23 protein-coding genes are annotated in these 18,581 nt (G+C 66.6%); 15 read left to right on the top strand and 8 right to left on the bottom strand.

Annotation, left to right across the window (positions count from 1 at the left end):
- Window positions 1–42 precede the first annotated feature (42 nt).
- Window positions 43–1,323, bottom strand: coding sequence for a tRNA uridine-5-carboxymethylaminomethyl(34) synthesis GTPase MnmE (mnmE, locus tag JAO74_RS11565; RefSeq protein ID WP_199038077.1), 1,281 nt, complete (start codon window positions 1,321–1,323; stop codon window positions 43–45).
- Window positions 1,320–1,556 carry a DUF6489 family protein gene (locus JAO74_RS11560; protein ID WP_056529698.1) on the bottom strand — a complete coding sequence of 79 codons (237 nt, stop codon included), beginning with the start codon at window positions 1,554–1,556 and terminating at the stop codon, window positions 1,320–1,322. The genes mnmE and JAO74_RS11560 overlap by 4 nt, the downstream gene beginning before the upstream one ends.
- A 96-nt stretch (window positions 1,557–1,652) precedes the next feature.
- Between JAO74_RS11560 and JAO74_RS11555 the strand changes: the two genes are divergently transcribed.
- Window positions 1,653–2,348: a dienelactone hydrolase family protein gene (locus tag JAO74_RS11555; protein WP_199038076.1), complete on the top strand. Its 696-nt coding sequence runs from the start codon at window positions 1,653–1,655 to the stop codon at window positions 2,346–2,348.
- Window positions 2,349–2,387: 39 nt separating this feature from the next.
- Here JAO74_RS11555 and JAO74_RS11550 read toward each other — a convergent pair whose 3' ends face one another.
- The 4 genes from JAO74_RS11550 to hemE all read right to left on the bottom strand — a co-directional run bounded on the left by JAO74_RS11550 (window position 2,388) and on the right by hemE (window position 6,455).
- Entirely contained in the window at window positions 2,388–3,083 is a 696-nt protein-coding gene (locus JAO74_RS11550) for a TerC family protein (RefSeq protein WP_199038525.1), read from the bottom strand.
- A gap of 187 nt (window positions 3,084–3,270) precedes the next feature.
- On the bottom strand, window positions 3,271–4,527 hold the full coding sequence (gene rho, locus JAO74_RS11545; protein WP_056529704.1) for a transcription termination factor Rho: 1,257 nt from the start codon (window positions 4,525–4,527) through the stop codon (window positions 3,271–3,273).
- Between the two features lie 399 nt (window positions 4,528–4,926).
- A complete protein-coding gene (locus JAO74_RS11540) occupies window positions 4,927–5,385 on the bottom strand; it encodes a CopD family protein (RefSeq protein ID WP_199038075.1) in 459 nt (152 codons plus the stop codon).
- Entirely contained in the window at window positions 5,382–6,455 is a 1,074-nt protein-coding gene (hemE, locus tag JAO74_RS11535; protein WP_199038522.1) for a uroporphyrinogen decarboxylase, read from the bottom strand. Before hemE ends, JAO74_RS11540 begins: the two co-directional genes overlap by 4 nt.
- A 314-nt stretch (window positions 6,456–6,769) precedes the next feature.
- Between hemE and JAO74_RS11530 the strand changes: the two genes are divergently transcribed.
- The 11 genes from JAO74_RS11530 (at window position 6,770) to JAO74_RS11480 (ending at window position 13,758) form a co-directional block, all read left to right on the top strand.
- Window positions 6,770–7,615 carry a pyruvate, water dikinase regulatory protein gene (locus tag JAO74_RS11530; protein WP_199038074.1) on the top strand — a complete coding sequence of 282 codons (846 nt, stop codon included), beginning with the start codon at window positions 6,770–6,772 and terminating at the stop codon, window positions 7,613–7,615.
- The gene (locus JAO74_RS11525; protein ID WP_199038073.1) at window positions 7,612–8,235 is read left to right on the top strand and encodes a Maf family protein; all 624 of its coding nucleotides are present in this window, start codon (window positions 7,612–7,614) and stop codon (window positions 8,233–8,235) included. Before JAO74_RS11530 ends, JAO74_RS11525 begins: the two co-directional genes overlap by 4 nt.
- Before the next feature lie 21 nt (window positions 8,236–8,256).
- Window positions 8,257–9,093, top strand: coding sequence for a shikimate dehydrogenase family protein (locus tag JAO74_RS11520; RefSeq protein WP_199038072.1), 837 nt, complete (start codon window positions 8,257–8,259; stop codon window positions 9,091–9,093).
- Window positions 9,090–9,674, top strand: coding sequence for a dephospho-CoA kinase (gene coaE / locus JAO74_RS11515; protein WP_199038070.1), 585 nt, complete (start codon window positions 9,090–9,092; stop codon window positions 9,672–9,674). The genes JAO74_RS11520 and coaE overlap by 4 nt, the downstream gene beginning before the upstream one ends.
- A gap of 16 nt (window positions 9,675–9,690) precedes the next feature.
- Window positions 9,691–10,398 (top strand): DNA polymerase III subunit epsilon, encoded by a 708-nt coding sequence (dnaQ, locus tag JAO74_RS11510; RefSeq protein ID WP_199038068.1) that lies wholly within the window; start codon window positions 9,691–9,693, stop codon window positions 10,396–10,398.
- A gap of 50 nt (window positions 10,399–10,448) precedes the next feature.
- Complete coding sequence (gene hpf / locus JAO74_RS11505; protein ID WP_199038066.1) at window positions 10,449–11,060, top strand: ribosome hibernation-promoting factor, HPF/YfiA family; 612 nt, start codon at window positions 10,449–10,451, stop codon at window positions 11,058–11,060.
- A 62-nt stretch (window positions 11,061–11,122) separates the two neighbouring features.
- Entirely contained in the window at window positions 11,123–11,590 is a 468-nt protein-coding gene (locus JAO74_RS11500) for a PTS sugar transporter subunit IIA (RefSeq protein ID WP_199038064.1), read from the top strand.
- Window positions 11,580–12,062 carry a PaaI family thioesterase gene (locus tag JAO74_RS11495; protein ID WP_199038062.1) on the top strand — a complete coding sequence of 161 codons (483 nt, stop codon included), beginning with the start codon at window positions 11,580–11,582 and terminating at the stop codon, window positions 12,060–12,062. The genes JAO74_RS11500 and JAO74_RS11495 overlap by 11 nt, the downstream gene beginning before the upstream one ends.
- Window positions 12,059–12,385, top strand: a complete 327-nt coding sequence (locus JAO74_RS11490; RefSeq protein WP_199038060.1) for a DUF1491 family protein — start codon at window positions 12,059–12,061, stop codon at window positions 12,383–12,385. The genes JAO74_RS11495 and JAO74_RS11490 overlap by 4 nt, the downstream gene beginning before the upstream one ends.
- A gap of 152 nt (window positions 12,386–12,537) precedes the next feature.
- Window positions 12,538–13,200, top strand: a complete 663-nt coding sequence (locus JAO74_RS11485) for a cell wall hydrolase (protein WP_199038058.1) — start codon at window positions 12,538–12,540, stop codon at window positions 13,198–13,200.
- 63 nt (window positions 13,201–13,263) lie between these two features.
- Entirely contained in the window at window positions 13,264–13,758 is a 495-nt protein-coding gene (locus JAO74_RS11480; RefSeq protein WP_199038056.1) for an MmcB family DNA repair protein, read from the top strand.
- A gap of 244 nt (window positions 13,759–14,002) precedes the next feature.
- On the opposite strand, the gene JAO74_RS11475 is transcribed toward JAO74_RS11480, so the two are convergent.
- Complete coding sequence (locus JAO74_RS11475; RefSeq protein ID WP_199038054.1) at window positions 14,003–14,605, bottom strand: ankyrin repeat domain-containing protein; 603 nt, start codon at window positions 14,603–14,605, stop codon at window positions 14,003–14,005.
- Between the two features lie 67 nt (window positions 14,606–14,672).
- Here JAO74_RS11475 and JAO74_RS11470 point away from each other — a divergent pair, with 67 nt between their 5' ends.
- The 3 genes from JAO74_RS11470 to JAO74_RS11460 are packed head-to-tail and all read left to right on the top strand — an operon-like array spanning window position 14,673 to window position 16,398.
- Window positions 14,673–15,257, top strand: coding sequence for an SCO family protein (locus JAO74_RS11470; protein WP_199038052.1), 585 nt, complete (start codon window positions 14,673–14,675; stop codon window positions 15,255–15,257).
- Window positions 15,254–15,688, top strand: coding sequence for a YcgN family cysteine cluster protein (locus JAO74_RS11465; RefSeq protein WP_416194306.1), 435 nt, complete (start codon window positions 15,254–15,256; stop codon window positions 15,686–15,688). The genes JAO74_RS11470 and JAO74_RS11465 overlap by 4 nt, the downstream gene beginning before the upstream one ends.
- Complete coding sequence (locus tag JAO74_RS11460; RefSeq protein WP_332908793.1) at window positions 15,685–16,398, top strand: M48 family metallopeptidase; 714 nt, start codon at window positions 15,685–15,687, stop codon at window positions 16,396–16,398. Before JAO74_RS11465 ends, JAO74_RS11460 begins: the two co-directional genes overlap by 4 nt.
- On the opposite strand, the gene JAO74_RS11455 is transcribed toward JAO74_RS11460, so the two are convergent.
- Entirely contained in the window at window positions 16,368–18,509 is a 2,142-nt protein-coding gene (locus JAO74_RS11455; RefSeq protein ID WP_199038048.1) for a transglycosylase domain-containing protein, read from the bottom strand. The two genes, JAO74_RS11460 and JAO74_RS11455, sit on opposite strands and share 31 nt — an antisense overlap.
- Window positions 18,510–18,581: the final 72 nt, after the last annotated feature.

The raw sequence follows: 18,581 nt of genomic DNA, 5'->3' as shown, positions 1-18,581 counted from the left end.
CGCCAACGGCCGGGTGCCGTCAAAAACGTTCCACGTGGAACATCACTTTCCGAGGCAAAAACGCGAGAACAGCGCGTCGAGCATTATTTCTGTCGCATCCGTACCTACGATACCGGCAAGCGCTACGCGCGCGCAACGTAGGTGCTCACCTATCAAAAGCGGGTCATTGGTGGAGGTTTTCATCCCTGCGACCGCGTCTCGGCAAAGCATTCGATGACGCTCGCGCAAGGGCAACGTATCAGCTTGAGGCAACAGCGATACGGCGCGCTGTTCGATCTCCTGCCATAGCCGATCGATACTTTCCGACCGATCCTGACGCACGGCCATGGTCGGCCCTTCCGGCATGCCATGCCGCTCCGGCAAATCAGCGCGAGGATACACCCACAGCGCATCTGTTCGTGGTGGTCGGATGTCGTCGAGCCACAAGAGGATATCGGCGGACTGGATCGCCTGATTGGCGCGCTCGACCCCTATTGCCTCGACCGCGTCATCGGTTTCGGTCAGACCGGCGGTATCCAGCAGAATATAAGCGATGCCCCGCCGCATCACCGTCGCCTCGATCCGGTCACGCGTCGTCCCCGCGATCGGCGAAACGATCGCCGCATCCCGCTCCGCCAGCAGATTGAGCAGCGTGGACTTGCCGGCATTGGGCGATCCGCCGATCACGACCCTGATCCCGTCCCGCAGTCGTTCTACCGGTGGTGCAGCCGCCACTGCCCCGATCTCTGCCGCCAGATCGTGCATCTCACGGATGATGCGCGCTACCTCATGATCGCCCGCATCGACGTCATCCTCGTCCGCATGATCGAGAACCGCTTCGATCCGAGCTGACAATATCGCGATCCCATCCAGCCAGCGTGTGATCTGTCGACTGATCCGGCCCTCCGCCGCCGCCAGCGCCGCGATCCGTTGCGTCTCGGTTTCGGCCTCCAGCAAATCGGCCAGACCCTCCGCTTCCGCCAGATCGATCCGTCCGTGCATCAGCGCCCGTCTGGTAAATTCGCCCGGCTCCGCGATCCGGCAGCCGGGTGTCTCGCCCAAAGCGCGTTCTACGGCGGCCACGACAGCGCGACCGCCATGGCAGTGCAACTCCACCACATCCTCACCGGTCGCGGTCCGCGGCCCCGGAAAGACGATCACCAGCGCGCGGTCCAGCAACATCCTATCCGCATTGCGCAGCGGCCGCAGCGTAGCTTGGCGCGGCGAAGGCAATGTACCAGCCAACGACGTTGCCGCCGCCATCGCCATCGGTCCGCTGACCCGGATCACCGCGATCCCCGCCGGTGGCCGCCCGCTGGATATGGCGAAGATCGTGTCGATCATCCGCCAGCGGGCTTCGTCGCCCCCTCCATCAGACGGCGCCAGAATGTCATCCCCGCTTCGCCCATCGGCGCCCAGCTGCGCATCATCGCCTCCATCGCCTCGGGTCGCATATTGCCCTCCATCGCCTCGCCCATCACCGTCAGATAGCGATCGTGCAACGCCGTCAGGTCGGGCAAGCCCATGGCCCGACGCGCTTCTTCCGGTGTGCAGTCGATCTCGATCGTCACTTTCATGATCTAGTTTCCTTGAGGAGGCAGAGACGGATCGTCATAGCGCCAGAGCGATGGGGCGGCGTCAACGCCGTCCCTCACCCGTCACAGGAGACGAGCATGACCGGCACCATCACCATCGACACCGATCAGGGCAGTTTCGCCGCCTATCGCGCCGAACCCGCCGATACGCCCCGCGCGGCCATCGTCGTGATCCAGGAGATTTTCGGCGTCAATGCCGGCATCCGGCGCAAATGCGATACGCTGGCCGAGGCCGGCTATCTCGCCATCGCGCCCGACCTGTTCTGGCGGTTCGCGGCGGGGGTCGAACTCGATCCCGATGTGAAGCCCGAATTCGACCGCGCGCTGGAACTGATGGGGCAACTCGATCAGGATGCGGCGATCCGGGATATCGAAACCACGATCCGCACCGCACGCCGCCTGTTGCCCGAGGGCGGCAAGGTCGGCGTCGTCGGTTACTGCTTGGGCGGCCGGCTCGCCTTCATGGCGGCGGTACGGACCGATGTGGACGCCAGCGTCGGCTATTACGGCGTCGGGATCGATGGCCTGCTGGGGGAAGCGCAGGCGATCGCTCACCCTGTTCTGCTGCATATTCCCGAGGAAGATCACTTCGTCGACAAGGCCGCACAGCAACGGATGCATGATGGTCTGGATGGGCATGCCAAGGTTACGTTGCATGATTACCCCGGTGAGGATCACGGCTTCGCCACCGAATTCGGTACTCGCCGATCCGATGCGTCCGCCGAACTGGCCGATAAGCGCACCGCCGCGTTCTTTGCCGAACATCTTGGCTGACAGGAAAAAGGCCCGCCTTTCCGGGCGGGCCTTTCATCATCAGGTGAAGAGGCTGACCAGCCCCAGCGTATCGGTGGTCCCCTTCCAGCCCTCGTAGATCATCTTGATCGCGACGAGCAGGATGACGCCCAGTCCGATATAAGCGATCCAGCGATAGCGATCGATGATCCGGGCGATGAAGTTCGCCGCCAGACCCATCAGCGCCACCGACAGCAACAGGCCGACGACGAGGATGCCGGGATGCTCGCGCGCCGCGCCGGCCACCGCCAGCACGTTGTCGAGGCTCATCGACACATCCGCCACCGCGACCGCCCAGGCGGCGCCGGCGAAGCTCTTCATCGGCTTGACGCCCTGTTCGACGTTCGCCTCGTGATTGCCGCCTTCGCGGATCTCGCGCCAGAACTTCCAGCTGACCCAGAGCAGCAAGAGGCCGCCGGCGAAGATCAGGCCGACGATGCCCATCAGCCACGTTACGATCAGCGCGAAGAAGATGCGCAGCACCAGTGCCGCGCCGATGCCGATCAGGATGACCTTCTTGCGCTGGTCGGCTGGCAATCCGGCCGCCAAGGCGCCGACGACGATGGCGTTGTCGCCCGCCAGGACGAGGTCGATCATCAGCACCGATCCGAATGCGGCAAGCGCCGCCGGTTCGGTGATGTTGGAAAAGTCGGCGACGATATGTTGCCAGATTTCGGCGGGCGAACCCGGTCCGGCCGTCGCCGCGGCCGCCAGCATGGATAGGATAGTCAAAGGTCGGGCTCCCGGTATCGTACGGAGAGAAACGATCGCCCTGCCCCGCCAGTTTCAGTCGTTCTTCATCGCCAGCCCCGCCACGGGCAAAGCCCGCGTCGTCGGTCGGGGCTTTGCCCCGCCGGCCGAACCGGTGCGAGTCCCACGCCAACATGGCGCGGGCCGCACTCGGTTACTGGTTCATGCTGTCGAAGAAATCTTCGTTGGTCTTGGAATTCTTCATCTTGTCGAGCAGGAATTCCATCGAGTCGATCGTGCCCATCTGCATCAGGATACGGCGCAGGACCCACATCTTCGACAGCTTGTCCTTGGCGACGAGCAGCTCTTCCTTGCGGGTGCCGCTCTTGCCGACGTCGAGCGCCGGGAAGATGCGCTTGTCGGCGACCTTGCGATCGAGGACGATTTCGGAGTTGCCGGTGCCCTTGAACTCTTCGAAGATCACCTCGTCCATGCGGCTGCCGGTGTCGATCAGCGCGGTGGCGATGATCGAGAGCGAGCCGCCCTCCTCGATGTTACGCGCCGCACCGAAGAAGCGCTTCGGCCGCTGGAGCGCGTTGGCATCGACGCCGCCGGTCAATACCTTGCCCGAAGACGGCACGACGGTGTTGTAGGCACGGCCGAGGCGGGTGATGCTGTCGAGCAGGATCACGACGTCCTTCTTGTGCTCGACCAGCCGCTTGGCCTTTTCGATCACCATTTCGGCGACCTGGACGTGGCGCTGCGCGGGTTCGTCGAAGGTGGAGGATACGACCTCGCCCTTCACGCTGCGCTGCATGTCGGTGACTTCTTCCGGCCGCTCGTCGATCAGCAGGACGATCAGGAAGACCTCAGGATGGTTCTCCGAGATCGCGCGGGCGATGTTCTGGAGCATCACCGTCTTGCCGACGCGCGGCGGGGCGACGATCAGCGTGCGCTGGCCCTTGCCCTGCGGGCTGACGATGTCGATGACGCGCGCCGACTTGTCCTTCTGCGTCGGGTCCTCGGGGTCGAGCGTCAGCTTCGATTCCGGATAGAGCGGCGTCAAATTGTCGAAATTGACGCGGTGACGGACCGCGTCGGGATCATCGAAATTGACCGTGGTCAGGCGTACCAGCGCGAAATAGCGCTCGCCGTCCTTGGGACCGCGGATCTCGCCCTCGACCGTGTCACCGGTGCGCAGGCCGTGTTTGCGGACCTGGTTGGGAGAGACGTAGATGTCGTCTGGACCGGCAAGGTAATTCGCCTCGGGTGAGCGCAGGAAGCCGAAGCCGTCCTGCAGCACCTCGATGGTGCCGAGACCCATGATCTGGTCGCCGCGTTCGGCCTGTTCCTTCAGGATGGCGAACAGCAGGTCCTGCTTGCGGAGCGTGGAGGCGCCCTCGACGCCCAGCTCTTCGGCCAGTTGCACCAGTTCGGCCGGTGTCTTTTTCTTCAAGTCTTTGAGATGCATGGATATATCCGGATGCAGATAGTCGGGAAAGATAGCCGGGTCGGCGTCGGGAACGCAGCGCAACGGGGCTGGGCAAGAAACGTGGAACGACAGGACGTCGCTCTCTACGGTCGATCAGGGCGTAAGCGGCGGTTGGGCATCCGTCAAGCGAAAGCGCTGATTCAGCAGACGGGGATCGAGAGGCGGTCGATCGCGGAAAGTCTCGAAAGTCACACTCACGCACGTACGCGCGTAGGCGCGCCCGCGTGAGGGGCCGATTGGAGTGAAGGAAATGCACGTCATTGGAAGGGGATAGTGGTTTTCGGGGGTGTAGGACATCGCCCCACTTACTCCTCGGCCACCCTCACCCTTCCGTGGCTGCGCCGCTCCCTCCCTCTCCCAAGGGGAGAGGGAATTTTTCTACGGTTTTACGATCACCAGCACGACGATCAGCGTGACGGCCAGCGCCGGGATCTCGTTCAGCATCCGCAACTGCTTGCCCTGCAAGGTCGGGCGGTTCGCGGCCAGTTTCTTGGCATAGCCGACGGCCCAGCCGTGATAGCCCGACAGGAGCAGCACCAGCAGCAGCTTGGCGTGAAGCCAGCCCAGCCCCCCTGCCCCGTCGAACAGGCCGATATTGGCCGACAGCGCCAGTCCCAGCACCCAGACGACGATCATCGCCGGCGTCAGGATGATGCTGCGGATCTTGCCCTCGCGCTCGACCCAGAGCGCCGCCTCGTCGCTGCGACCGGCGGCCAGCGCTTCCTGATGATAGACCAGATAGCGCGGCAGCATGAACAGCCCGGCCATCCAGAAGATCACGAAGATCAGGTGCGCCGCCTTCACCCAGTCATAGGCCGCGCCCAGCCAGCCGCTCATGCCGTCCTCCTGATGCGAGCGATCAGCCGCTCGACATGCGAAATCGGGGTGTCGGGCAGGATGCCGTGCCCCAGGTTGAAGACATGCGGCCGATCGGCCAGCGCGCCGATGATACGGTCGATCGCGCGGTCCAGTTCCTCACCGCCGGCGATCAGCGCCAGCGGATCGAGATTACCCTGCACCGGCATCCCTTCGGGCAGCATGGCATGCGCCCAGACGGGATCGACGGTTTCGTCCAGTCCCAGCGCATCGACCCCCGTCTCGCGGGCATAGGCGGGCAGCTTGCCCCCTGCCCCCTTGGGAAAACCGATGATCGTCAGGTCGGGCCGCCGCGCCCGCAGGCCGGCGACGATCGCGGCATTGGGGGCGATGACCCAGCGTTCGAACTGGGCGGGGCTGAGCGATCCGGCCCAGCTGTCGAACAGCTGCACCGCCTCCACCCCGGCATCCGCCTGTGCGACCAGATAGTCGATGGTCATTGCGACGATCGCATCGATGATCGCGCCGAATCCTTCCGGGTCGCGATAGGCGTAACGCCGCGTCTCGCCCTGATCCTTCGATCCCTTCCCCGCCACCATATAGGTCGCCACCGTCCAGGGACTGCCCGCAAAGCCCAGAAAGCCGGTTTCCGGAGGTAGCATGGCCGCGACCTGCCGAACGGTCTCGTAGACCGGCTCCAGGCGCGCCGGGACACGGTCCAGCGCCGCCAGGGCGTGATCGACCAGCGGCGGTTCCAGCCGCGGCCCCTCCCCCACGCCGAAGCTGAGATCCTGACCCAGCGCCCAGGGGACCATCAGGATGTCCGAGAAGAGGATCGCGCCGTCGAAGCCGAACCGGCGGATCGGTTGAATCGTCACCTCGGCCGCGGCGGCAGGGTCGGTGGCGAGGGCGAGGAAGCCGCCCTTCTCCGCCCGGAGCGCGCGGTATTCGGGCAGGTAACGACCCGCCTGCCGCATCAGCCACAACGGCGGCACCGGGCGGCGTTCGCCCCGCAGCACCGCCAGTAATGGCTTGTCCCGGGGGGCGGGGACGGAATCGCCGGGGGCGACGGAAGGGAGAGAGTCGGTCAGCGCCTTCTTCCTAACAGTAGATTCGAGAAAGATGTTGAAGTGGTAGGCACGTGGGCAACGGGGATTAGGCGGCCATCCCCGAATTGCCAACAGGTTGACTGCGCCGGAATCGCAGGAATCCGGTGATTCGATTCAACGATCCCCGTTATCCACAGCCTGTGGATAAAAATCGGGCCTGTGGACGCGCCTGTGGATAAGTTTCGGGTTGTCCACCGGTCGACAGCGGCTTGGCGTCTCGCCAGAGTTATCCTAGGTTCCATCCCGATGTTATCCACAGCCTTGTCCACAACCCCCGCCACGGGCGCCTGAGCGCCGTGGCCCTCACCCGCCTCCACCTGCATCTGCTGTCGGATTCGACCGGCGAGACGCTGGAGAACATCGCCAAGGCCGCGCTTGCCCAGTTCGACGATGTCGAGACGGTGCGGCATTTCTGGCCGATGGTCCGGACCGAAGCTCACCTCGAGCGCATCCTTCAGGAAATCGCGCAGAATCCGGGACTTGTGGTGTTCACGCTGGTCAATCCGGCGACCCGGCGGATATTGGAGGGGCGGTGCGTCGCGCTCGGTCTGCCGGCGGTGGCGCCGCTCGACCCGGTCAACGACGCGCTGTCGGCGATGCTGGGCCAGCAGGCCAAGGCGCGGCCGGGACGCCAGCACGTGCTTGACGCCGCCTATTTCGCGCGGGTCGATGCGATTCAGTGGACGATCGCGCATGACGACGGCATTGCCCATGAGGAATGGGAGGAGGCGGATATCCTGCTCGCCGGGGTCAGCCGGTCGTCGAAGACGCCGACGTCGATCTATCTCGCCAATCGCGGGTTCAAGACCGCCAACATCCCGATCGTGGTCGAGAGCCCGCCACCGAAGTCGTTGTACAGCCTGAGGAATCCGCTGGTAGTCGGCCTGACGACCAGCGCCGACCGGCTGATCGCGGTACGCCGCAACCGGCTGTTGTCGCTCAACCAGCAACCCGACACGCCCTATGTCGAAGAGGATGCCGTGGCGCGCGAGATAGCGTTTGCGCGGCGGATGTTCGCGGATAATGGCTGGCCGGTGATCGACGTCACGAGGCGGTCGATCGAGGAAACCGCGGCCGCCGTCGTCTCGCTGGTCAACCAGCGCCGCGCGGACCGCCAGCATCAGAGCGAGATGGACGAATGACTCCTGAAGTAACCGGGGGGAGCGACCGCAAGATTCTGGTGCTCGCCTCGCAGAGCGCGTCGCGCCGGGCGATGCTGGATGCGGCGGGCGTGCCGTACGAGGCGCTGCCGGCGCGGGTGGACGAGGACGCCGCCAAGGCGTCGCTGGCGCACCTGTCGGCGCGCGATCTGGCCGATGCGCTGGCCGAGTTGAAGGCGGTGAAGATATCGCGGCAGGTGCCGGGCGCGCTGGTGCTGGGATCGGATTCGCTGGTCGCGCTGGCCGATGGCAGCCGGCTCGACAAGCCGGAGAGCCGCGAGGAGGCAGCCGAGCATCTGGCGCGGATGAGCGGGGGCGTTCACGACCTGTGGAGTGCCGCCGTCGTCGCCGAACAGGGTAATGCAGTGTGGCGCCATGTCGATCGCGCGGAGCTGCATGTCCGGCCGTTGTCGGCGGCGTTCATCGAGGCGTATCTGGACCATGAATGGCCGGCGATCGCCGGCTGCGTCGGCTGTTTTAGGATCGAGGGCAGGGGGGTGCAGCTGTTCGGCCGGATCGAGGGCAGCCAGTTCACCGTGCTCGGCCTGCCGCTGTTGCCCGTGCTCGATTATTGCCGCATCCGGGGGGTGATCGCCGGCTGATCGGCAAAGATAGGGTGCGCCATGACTGTTGAGACGTTTCCGGGTGGCACGCGCCCCTATGCGGAGGTGATCGGCGATCCGATCGCCCATTCGAAATCGCCGGTCATCCACGGTTTCTGGCTGGAGGCGCTCGGCATCGATGCCGAGTATCGCGCCACCCATGTCACGCCCGACGACCTTGCCGCGTTCTTCGCGCAGCGGGTGGAGGACCCGCACTGGCGCGGGTGCAACATCACCGTGCCGCACAAGGTGGAGGCGATGGCGCATGTCGGCGATCCCGGCAATGTCCGCGGATCGATCGGTGCGATCAACACCGTGTTCCGGCAGGAGGATCGGACGCTGGCCGGCACCAATACCGATGCCGCCGGCTTCTGGGCGCCGATCGCCGATATGGAACTGGCCGACCGGCCGGTGACGGTGATCGGGGCAGGGGGCGCGGCACGCGCGATCCTGTGGGCGCTGTCGCGGGTCGGGGTGGGGCCGGTGACGGTGCTGAACCGCAATCCGCTGAAGGCGGCGGCGCTGCTGTCGTCGTTCGGGCTGAAAGGGCAGGCCTTGCCGCTCGGTCCCGCCGCGCCGGCCGCCGCGCTGCTCGTCAATGCCACCAGCCTGGGGATGGTCGGGCAGCCGCCGCTGACACTCGACCTGTCGGCGTTGCCGAAGGACGCGGTGGTGTACGACATCGTCTATGCGCCGCTGGAGACGCCACTGCTGGCGGCGGCGCGGGCACGGGGGCTGGACACCGTCGACGGGCTGGAGATGCTGATCGGGCAGGCGGCGGTCGCCTTTGCGATCCTGTTCGGCCAGGACCCGCCGCGCGACCGCGATGCGGAGCTGCGGGCGCTGCTGACGGCATGATCGTCCTCGGCCTGACCGGGTCGATCGGCATGGGCAAATCGACGGTCGCGGCGATGTTCGCGGACGAGGGCGTGCCGGTGTTCGATGCCGATGCCGTGGTGCATGGCCTGCAGGGGCCGGGCGGGCGGCTGGTTCCCGCGATCGAGGCGGCGTTTCCGGGGACGACGGGGGCAGGGGGCGTCGATCGGGCGGCGCTGGGGCAGGCGGTGCTGGGCGATGCCGCGGCGCTGTCGCGGCTGGAGGCGATCGTGCATCCGGCGGTGGGCGAGGAGCGGGCGGCGTTCCTGACCGCTCAGGCCGCTGCGGCGATCGTGCTGCTCGACGTGCCGTTGCTGTTCGAGACGGGGGGCGAGCGATATTGCGACAGGGTGGTGGTGGTCTCCGCCGCCGCCGCCGTGCAGCAGGCGCGGGTGCTGGCGCGTGACGGCATGACGGCGGCGCGGCTGGCGGCGATTCTCACCCGGCAGATGCCCGATGCCGACAAGCGCGCGCGGGCCGATTTCGTCATCGCGACGGACGTATCGCTGGACGAAACAAGGGCGGCGGTGCGGCGGGTCGTCGCTTGCCTGACCGCGCGATAAGGCCGATACGATGGCGATGCGCGAGATCGTGTTCGATACCGAGACCACCGGCTTCAAATTCTCCGAAGGCGACCGGCTGGTCGAGATCGGCTGTGTCGAGATGGTCAACCGGGTCGAGACCGGTCGTACCTTCCACGCCTATTACAATCCCGAACGGTCGATGCCGGTCGAGGCGTTCAACGTCCACGGCCTGTCGGATGCGTTCCTGCGCGACAAGCCGGTGTTCGCGGCAGGGGTCGCCGACTTTCTCGACTTCATCGGCGATGCGCCGTTGATCGCGCACAATGCCAGTTTCGATTTCGGCTTCATCAACGGCGAGCTGGCGGCATGCGGCTTTCCGCCGGTCTGCCATCGGACGCGGATGATCGACACGCTGCAGATCGCGCGCAGCCGCCATCCCGGCGCCAAGCACACGCTCGACGCGCTGTGTTCGCGTTTCGGCGTCGACCGGTCGCATCGCGTGCTGCACGGCGCGCTGCTCGACGCGCAGTTGCTGGCGCAGGTGTATGTCGAGCTGATGGGCGGCCGGCAGATCGGGCTGGGCCTGGCCGACGATCTGCCCGTCGCAGCGGCGGGGCCGGTCGTCGCGGTCACGCCCCGCACCCTGCGCCCGCCACGTATTTTCGCCATTCCCGAGGGAGAACTTGCGGCCCATGCCGCGTTCATGAACGGGATCCCCAATTCGTTGTGGGGACCATCACGGGGGGCCGCGGCGTCCGGATGACGCCGAATTCGGGTGGAGCCAACAGGACCGCCCGATAGATGGAGAGTAAGATGGATATCCGGATTTCAGGTCATCAGGTCGATACGGGCGACGCGCTCAAGACCCATGTCCAAGACCGACTCCAGGGTATCGCCGACAAATATTTCAGCCGTGCCATCTCTGCCGAAGTAACGTTCGGACGCGGGCCGCACGATGTCGGTTTCACCTGCGACATCGTGGCGCACGTGATGAAGGGACTGGTGCTGAAAGGCCGGCACGAGGCACAGGAGGCGCATCCCGCCTTCGATGGCGCGGCCGAGAAGATCGAAAAGCAGTTGCGCCGCTATATGCGTCGCCTGAAGGATCGACACACCGCGCAGGCGATCGAGGTTGCCGAAGCCGGCGCTTATGACAATGCAGGCTATACCCTGTTCGCCGAATCGACCGCCGAGGAGGTGGAGAACGACGCGCCGCTCATCATCGCCGAAACGCGGGTCGACGTGCCCGACGCCAGCGTGGGCGACGCGGTGATGATGCTCGACCTGCGGAATACCGCCGCCCTGCTGTTCCGCAATTCGGGGACGGGCGCGTACAACATGGTCTATCGCCGCGGCGACGGGACGATCGGCTGGGTCGAGCCCCAGCGGATGGGCGAAGCGCTGACCAGCGCCAACGCCGCCTGACTTGCCACCCCCGTACGAGCCGCTATGCGCCCGTACGGGGGCGGTTTGCTTGAGACAGCGTGATGAATGATTTCAGCGACCTGTTGCGCGCGGATGCCGTGTCGACAGGGGTGACCGCGGCGTCGAAAAAGGCGCTGTTCCAGCAGCTTGGCACGATGGGTACGGCGCTGGCCGATATCGACGCGCGGGTGATCGCCGAGCGGCTGGGCGAGCGGGAGCGGCTGGGGTCGACGGGGTTCGGCGGCGGCGTCGCCATTCCCCATGGCAAGTTTCCCGGCCTTATCGCCCCGATCGGGCTGTTCGTGCGGCTGGGGCAGCCGCTGGAATTCCAGGCGGTCGACGATCTGCCGGTCGATCTGGTCTTTGCGTTGCTGTCGCCGATGGCGGCGGGGTCCGAACATTTGAAGGCGCTGGCCCGCGTGTCGCGGCGGATGCGCGACCGGGCGTTCCTCGCCAAGCTGCGCGGGGCGGGATCGAAGGATGCGCTGTATGCGCTCTTCATCGCGAGCGACGCCCGACATGCCGCCTGAACGAACGGGCGAACGGGCGGTGGAGCAAGGCGGCGAGGCGGCGCATTTCCGGGCGCTGGAAACGCTGTACGCGCAGGCGCCGATCAACCGATTCTTCGATTCGTCGCTGGAGATCGTCGAACGCGGCGTCGCGCGCATCCGCTTCACGCTGGACGAGCGGCATTTCCACGCCGGCGGCGCGGCGCATGGGACGAGCTATTTCAAGATGCTCGACGATGCGGCATTCTATGCCTGCAATAGTCTGGTCAGCGATCGTTTCCTGCTGACGACGGCGTTCAACCTGTTGCTGACCAAGCCGCTGCTCGCCGGTCCGGTGGTGGCGGAAGGACGCTGGATCAGCGGTCGCCGTCGCGTATTCGTGGGCGAGGCGCGGTTGATCGATGCGGAGGGGGAGGAGGTCGCCCGCGGCACCGGCACCTTCATGCGTTCGCGGATCGCGCTGGCGGGTCTGCCGGGCTATATTTCGGCATGAGCGGACGCCTGCCGAGCGGCCTGCTGGTATCGGCGATGCTGCGGCGGGCCAACGATTCCGGTGGCTTCGGCGCGGTGCTGGCCAAGGGCGATGCGCAAGCCGGCGGCATACTGGCCGTGGTGGTCGAACCGGGCGGCCCGGAGCGGCTGGTGGAGCGTGGCATCGGGCCGGATGGCAACCCCGCCCTGATCGAGTCCACACCCGCCGACGACCTGATCGGATACTGGCAAAAGCGGCGATCGCGCGACCCGGATTTGTGGGTGATCGAACTGAACGTCCCGGGGGCGGAACGACTCGTCGCTGAAACGATCCTGTGTATTTGACTCGTTAACCCGAAACGGCGAGCGCGGTTCCATCGAAATCAGCGTTGTGCTTGCCGGGGTGCGATCCGGGCCGGTGACGCAGTCGGGGGGACGCCCGGACGATCGATTATGTCGATCGGGTCCGTGGTCCAACCGCATGTACGTTTGAATGAATGTCGTTTGCTTCCCGGGTCGCCAGCTTCGCGGCCATGTCTTTCTCGCTCGTCGCGCTGATTGGAACCAGCACGCCGGGTTGGGCAAACGGCCTGGACCGTAGCCTGATCGCGACTCCGACTCTCGCCACGCTCAACACGCTGGCCCCCCATGTGGTTCCCGATCAGATCGCCCCCGGCGCGACGGTAGAGCCCGAAGTTTCCATCCCCGATGTCGATCAGTCCGTCGTTCAGGACGATGACGACAATTCCTATGACAGCCTGGCCGAAGCGGTCGCCGATCAGGACACCGTCGCCGCCGACGACACGATGCGCTGCCTGGCCGGCGCGATCTATTTCGAATCCAAGGGCGAGCCGCTGTCCGGCCAGCTCGCGGTGGCGCAGGTCATCATCAACCGCGCGAAATCGGGTCGTTTCCCCACCGACGTCTGCGCCGTCGTCAAGCAGCGCGGGCAGTTCAGCTTCGTGCGCGGCGGTCGTATCCCGTCGATCGACGAGGCCCGCCGCAGCTGGCAGACCGCCGTGGCGGTGGCCCGTGTCGCGCTGAGCGATGCCTGGGACAGCGTTGCCAGCGAAGCATTGTACTTCAACGCGCATGGCCGTTCGCCCGGTGCGCGGATGCAGCGCGTCGCCGCGATCGGTGGTCATACCTTCTATCGGTGAACTGATCGGTGAGGGGTCGGGAACGGCCTTGATCCGTTCGTGAAACGTTCTTATGCCGGGACCATGCTCGACATGGCCCCGGCTTCCTGTGTTGATGGCGATCCCCAATTGTGTGCGGCCGATGTCGCGCGCGGCGTCATCCGCCTGCTGCTGCGCCACGACCTGACCGCGATGACCGAGGTGCCGCTGGAAGGCGGTCGCCGCGCCGACCTGATGGCGATCGATGCGCGCGGGCGGATCGTAGTCGTCGAGATCAAGGTATCGCGCGCCGATCTGCTCGGCGACGGGAAGTGGCCGGATTATCTCGACCATTGCGACCGCTATTTCTGGGCGGTGCCGGCGGGGTTCGACCTGCAACCACTGATGGGCGCCGCCTTCCTGCCCGAACGGACGGGGATCATCGTCGCCGACCGTTATGACGCCGCGATCGTGCGCGAGGCGCATACGACGCCGCTGCCGGCGCATGTCCGCAAGCGGTGCACACTGGCCTTCGCCCGGCGCGCGGCGCGGCGACTGACCGCGCTGGTCGATCCCGAAGGGGTGGGGTTGGCGGGGTAGGGCATCTCCGCGACGGGCGGTGATACGAAAGTAAAATTATCAACCTGTTCCCCGGCGGAGGCCGGGGTCCAATTGGGCGAAGGTCGATTATCGACCGCCACAGCTTTCCCAACTGGACCCCGGCCTCCGCCGGGGAACAGGTCGCTCTGGAGTGGGATGATTTCGGCGATGACGGCCGATATCCACCCTCACCCTTCCGCTGCTGTGCCGCTCCCTCCCTCTCCCGGTGGGAGAGGGAAAGCACCTACAGCCGCGGGCCGGAGACGGCGGCGCGGGTGCGTTTCGGGGTTTCGTCGAACAGTTTGGCGATGGCGGTGTTGCGGGTGTCCTGCGCGGCGTATTCGCGCGCGGACAGGCCGGCCATGACGTCGGCCTGATCGGGATCGGCCTTGGCCGCCAGCAACAGGCGGACCATGTCGATGCTGCGGCCCTGCACCGCCAGGATCAGCGGCGTGACGCCGGACTGGTTGCCGAGGTTCGGATTGGCCTTTGCCGCGGCGAGGATCGGGATCATGTCGCGCTGGCCGCCCTGCACGGCGAGGATCAGCGGGGTGTTGCCGTTCCTGTCACGGATGTTGGCGTCGGCGCCCTTCTGCAACAGATAGCGCAGATAGGTTTCGTCGCCGCGCTTGACGACGATGTGCAGCGCGCCCTCACCGGAATTGATATCGCGGGCGTTGACGATGCTGCTGCCCGGCTTGTCGAGCATGGCGATCACGTCGTTGCCCTTGGCATCCTTCACCGCCTGAAGGAACTTGTAGCTTTCCGACTGCTGCTGCGCCGCGACCGGTGTCGCGATGGCCAGAAAAAGAGCGGGTGCGGCCCACATCAGGAGCTTGGCATTCATGGCGTGATCCTTGGCTTGTCGGGTCCTGCTTGCGCGGGCGTGGCGAAGAGATCAAGGGTCGGAACCCATGAACAGATGCTGGATATCGCTGCCGCTGGCGCTTGCCGCCTGTCATCCCGCGTCGCCCGCCGATGATGCCGCCGCGCCGCTGGCGGGGGCGAGGATCGGCGGGCCGTTCGCGCTGGTGGACCAGAACGGCAAGCCGACGACCGACCGCAGCTTTGCGGGCCGATACCGGGTCATGTATTTCGGCTACACCTTTTGCCCCGATGTCTGCCCGACCGATGTGCAGACGATCGCGCAGGCCATGAAGCTGCTGGAGCAGCGCAACCCGGCGCTGGCGGCGCGGGTGGTACCGATCTTCGTCACGCTCGATCCGGCGCGCGATACGCCGGCGGTGCTCAAACAGTTCGTGAGCGCATTCCACCCCCGGCTGGTCGGGCTGACCGGCGATCAGGCGGCGATCGATGCGATCAAGAAGGCGTACGGCGTCTATTCGGCGAAGGGCGATGCATCTGCGGGTGGCGGATACCTCGTCAATCACAGCCGGCAGGCCTATCTGATGGACCCGGCCAACCGTCCGCTGGCGCTGGTGCCGCAGGATCAGGGTGCCGAGGCGGTCGCCGCCGAGATCGGGAAATGGGCCAGATGACGACACGCTATTGGGAAGACACGCCCATCGAACGGCTGGACCGCGGCCAGTGGGAATCGCTGTGCGACGGGTGCGGCAAATGCTGCGTCCACAAGCTGGAGGACGAGGAGACGGGTGAGGTGCTGCCGACCAACGTCGCCTGCCGCCTGCTCGACCGGCGATCCGGCTTCTGTTCGGATTACAAGCATCGTCGCGCCTATGTGCCGGAATGCGTGCGGCTGACCGCGGGCAACGTCCGCGATATCGAATGGCTGCCATCGACCTGCGCGTACCGCCTGCGCGCGGCGGGCGAGCAACTGCCCGAATGGCATTATCTGGTGTGCGGCGACCGTGAGGCGGTGCACGCGGCCAAACAGTCGGTACGCGGCTGGACGGTCAGCGAGGACGATGTCGGCGATCTGGAGGACCATATCGTCGAGCGCATCCTGTGAAGGCAGGGGCGGCGGCTGCGGGGGCGGAGACGGTCGACGGGTTCGAGATCGTCCGTCATCCCAGCGCGCGTCGCCTGACGCTGTCGCTCGATCCCGCCAGCGGGCGGGCACGGCTGGTGCTGCCGCGGCGGGCGGCGCTGAAACCGGCGATCCTGTGGGCCAAGGGCAAGGCGGACTGGCTGGCCGAGCAGCGCGCGCGCCTGCCCCGGGCGCGGCCGTTCGTGGTCGGCGCGACGATCGAGGTGGCGGACGAGATGCTGACGATCGTGCGGGACGAGGGCCGCCGGCGCAGCGTGCTGCGCGATGGCGACCGGTTGCTGCTGGCCGGGCCGGCGGAGACGATCGGGCGGCGGGTGGAGGCGTGGCTGCGCGCGCGGGCGCTCGACCTGCTGAGCGTGGAAACGGCGGAGTTCGCCGCCAAGGCGGGGGTGGTGGTGACGCAGGTGGCGATCGGCGATCCCAAGCGGCGCTGGGGCAGTTGCGCGTATTCGGGCGCGATCCGGTATAGCTGGCGGCTGTTGCTGGCGCCGGGCTGGGTCCGCCGCGCCACCGTCGCGCATGAGGTGGCGCACCGGGTGCATATGAACCATGGCCCCGATTTCCACGCGCTGGTCGCGAATTTGCTCGGCGAGGACCCGACGCCGGCGCGCGCATGGCTGCGCACGCACGGCGCGGCGCTTCACTGGGTCGGGCGGTCGTCCGAGGGCTGACGCGGCACGGGCTGGACCGTGGGTGGCGTATTGCGTGGTGGTTGCTGGCGGACGGGTGGCGCGGGCTGGCGGCGGTCGTCGGGGTTGGTGACGCTGTCGATCAGGTCGTCGAGCTGCTGTTGCGGCGTCCGTTCCGGCGCGACGGGGCGGTCGCCCTCCGGCTGGGTTGCTGGATCGACGGGGGCGGGGGCGACCGGCTGTTCGATTGGGTTGCCGTTCTCGTCCACCAGCGGGGTACCGCCAGCGCCGCCGCCATTGTCGGGGGTGCCAAAATAGCTCTCCTCGTCGGGTTCAAGCTGCCATTCGGGCAAGGTGACCTGCGTGTCGAACTGTTCGATCGGGCGCGACGCGGTGGCCGGCTTCATGAAGGCGGCGAAGGCGCGCGCCGGGGCGGTGCCGCCGTGCAGGCCGCTGATCGGGCGGGCATCGTCGCGACCCATCCAGACGCCGGTGGTGAGGCCGCTGGAGAAGCCGAGGAACCAGCCATCCTTGGATGACGAGGTCGTGCCGGTCTTGCCCGCGACGGGGCGGCCGATCTGCGCCTGACGGCCGGTGCCGGTGTTGACCGCGGTCTGGAGCAGGTCGGTCATCTCGGCGGCGACATAGGGGGCGACGAGAACGCGACTGCGATCGACCTCGTGCGTGTAGATCGTCTCGCCGTTGGCGGTGACGCGGACGATGCCATAGGGGACGACGGCGACGCCCTTGGCCGCCACGCTGGCGAAGGCGCGGGTCATGTCGATCAGGCGGACGTCGGACGTGCCCAGCACCATCGACGGGTGGGTGTTGACCGGCGTCGAGATGCCGAACCGGCGGGCCATGTCGGCGATGGTGGTGAAGCCGACCTCCTGCCCCAGCTTGGCCGCCACGGTGTTCAGCGAATAGGCGAAGGCGGTGCGCAGCGTCACGTTGCCGGAATTGCGACGCGAATCGTTGCGTGGGCTCCAGCCGTCGATCGTGACGGGCTCGTCGACGACGGTATCCTCGGGCTTGTGACCCGCCTCCAGCGCGGCGAGATAGACGAACAGCTTGAACGAGGAGCCCGGCTGGCGGACCGCCTGCGTGGCACGGTTGTAGATCGAGGTGACGTAATCCTTGCCGCCGACCATCGCGCGCACCGCGCCGTCGCGGTCGAGCGACACCAGCGCGCCCTGCGCGCCGGCGGGGGCGTTGGCGCGGATCGCCTCGTCGGCCTGACGCTGCATGGCGGGATCGATCGTCGTCCACACCTCCAGCGGCGCCTGCGTCTCGTCGATCAGCGTATCGAGTTGCGGCAAGGCCCAGTCGGTGAAGTAGCGGGCGCTGTTCTGCGGCGGGGTGGGGGCGAGCTTCAGCCCCTCGGGGTCGGCGGCGGCCGCTTGCCCTTGCGAGATATAGCCGTTGCGCACCATCTGCTGGATGACGACGCCGGCGCGGCCGACCGCGGCGTCGGCATCGGCGGTGGGCGAATAGTTGGACGGTGCCTTCACCAGTCCGGCGATCACCGCCGCCTCGGCCAGGCTGAGGTCGCCGGCGCCGTGGCCGAAGAATTTACGCGCGGCGGCATCGATGCCGTACGCGCCGCCGCCGTAATAGACCTTGTTCAGGTACAGTTCGAGGATCTGGTCCTTCGAGAATTTGCGTTCCATCGCCAGTGAGAGAATCCACTCGCGGAACTTGCGACCGAATTTCTTCTGGTTGTTCAGGAAGATCGTCCGGGTGATCTGCTGCGTGATGGTCGAGCCGCCCTGAATCCAGCGGCCGCGTTCGTAGCGGATCATCACCGAGCGGGCGATGCCGATCGGATCGACGCCGGGATGGCTGCGGAACCGGCGGTCCTCGACCGCGATGGTGGCGTCGCGCATCACCGCGGGGATGGCACGATAGGACAGCCATTCGCCGTAACTCGGCCCCAAGGAAACGATGATCGACCCGTCCGAGGCGTGGACGCGGATCATCTGGCCGTTGGGGGAGGATTTCAGCTCCTCGAAACTCGGTAGCTGCGCGCGCGCGACATAGACCGCGACGGCGAGCGCGCCGAGGCCGAGCAGGCCGAGCGCGATGAGGATCTTCAGGGTGATGCCGAACCGGCGACGCCAGGGCGAGCGGGGGGCGGGACGCTTACGGGCCATGTGCGGTCCGCGAGATACGCGTTAACCGACGCCCCCACAAGCGTTCGATGACGGGAACGCGGGTGGGGGCGG

Source organism: Sphingomonas mollis, from assembly GCF_016427505.1.
GTDB classification, from domain to species: Bacteria; Pseudomonadota; Alphaproteobacteria; order Sphingomonadales; family Sphingomonadaceae; genus Sphingomonas; species Sphingomonas mollis.
This window is presented reverse-complemented; position numbering and strand designations above follow the sequence as displayed.

Coding starts and splice junctions, on each gene's coding strand:
- JAO74_RS11465 (WP_416194306.1), top strand. CDS start 15,254: ATGACGACACGCTATTGGGAAGACACGCCCATCGAACGGCTGGACCGC.
- mnmE (WP_199038077.1), bottom strand. CDS start 1,323: ATGATCGACACGATCTTCGCCATATCCAGCGGGCGGCCACCGGCGGGG.
- hpf (WP_199038066.1), top strand. CDS start 10,449: ATGGATATCCGGATTTCAGGTCATCAGGTCGATACGGGCGACGCGCTC.
- JAO74_RS11550 (WP_199038525.1), bottom strand. CDS start 3,083: ATGCTGGCGGCCGCGGCGACGGCCGGACCGGGTTCGCCCGCCGAAATC.
- JAO74_RS11495 (WP_199038062.1), top strand. CDS start 11,580: ATGCCGCCTGAACGAACGGGCGAACGGGCGGTGGAGCAAGGCGGCGAG.
- JAO74_RS11485 (WP_199038058.1), top strand. CDS start 12,538: ATGTCGTTTGCTTCCCGGGTCGCCAGCTTCGCGGCCATGTCTTTCTCG.
- JAO74_RS11525 (WP_199038073.1), top strand. CDS start 7,612: ATGACTCCTGAAGTAACCGGGGGGAGCGACCGCAAGATTCTGGTGCTC.
- JAO74_RS11560 (WP_056529698.1), bottom strand. CDS start 1,556: ATGAAAGTGACGATCGAGATCGACTGCACACCGGAAGAAGCGCGTCGG.
- dnaQ (WP_199038068.1), top strand. CDS start 9,691: ATGCGCGAGATCGTGTTCGATACCGAGACCACCGGCTTCAAATTCTCC.
- JAO74_RS11540 (WP_199038075.1), bottom strand. CDS start 5,385: ATGAGCGGCTGGCTGGGCGCGGCCTATGACTGGGTGAAGGCGGCGCAC.
- JAO74_RS11475 (WP_199038054.1), bottom strand. CDS start 14,605: ATGAATGCCAAGCTCCTGATGTGGGCCGCACCCGCTCTTTTTCTGGCC.
- JAO74_RS11455 (WP_199038048.1), bottom strand. CDS start 18,509: ATGGCCCGTAAGCGTCCCGCCCCCCGCTCGCCCTGGCGTCGCCGGTTC.
- JAO74_RS11500 (WP_199038064.1), top strand. CDS start 11,123: ATGAATGATTTCAGCGACCTGTTGCGCGCGGATGCCGTGTCGACAGGG.
- coaE (WP_199038070.1), top strand. CDS start 9,090: ATGATCGTCCTCGGCCTGACCGGGTCGATCGGCATGGGCAAATCGACG.
- rho (WP_056529704.1), bottom strand. CDS start 4,527: ATGCATCTCAAAGACTTGAAGAAAAAGACACCGGCCGAACTGGTGCAA.
- JAO74_RS11490 (WP_199038060.1), top strand. CDS start 12,059: ATGAGCGGACGCCTGCCGAGCGGCCTGCTGGTATCGGCGATGCTGCGG.
- JAO74_RS11555 (WP_199038076.1), top strand. CDS start 1,653: ATGACCGGCACCATCACCATCGACACCGATCAGGGCAGTTTCGCCGCC.
- JAO74_RS11520 (WP_199038072.1), top strand. CDS start 8,257: ATGACTGTTGAGACGTTTCCGGGTGGCACGCGCCCCTATGCGGAGGTG.
- JAO74_RS11470 (WP_199038052.1), top strand. CDS start 14,673: ATGAACAGATGCTGGATATCGCTGCCGCTGGCGCTTGCCGCCTGTCAT.
- JAO74_RS11480 (WP_199038056.1), top strand. CDS start 13,264: ATGCTCGACATGGCCCCGGCTTCCTGTGTTGATGGCGATCCCCAATTG.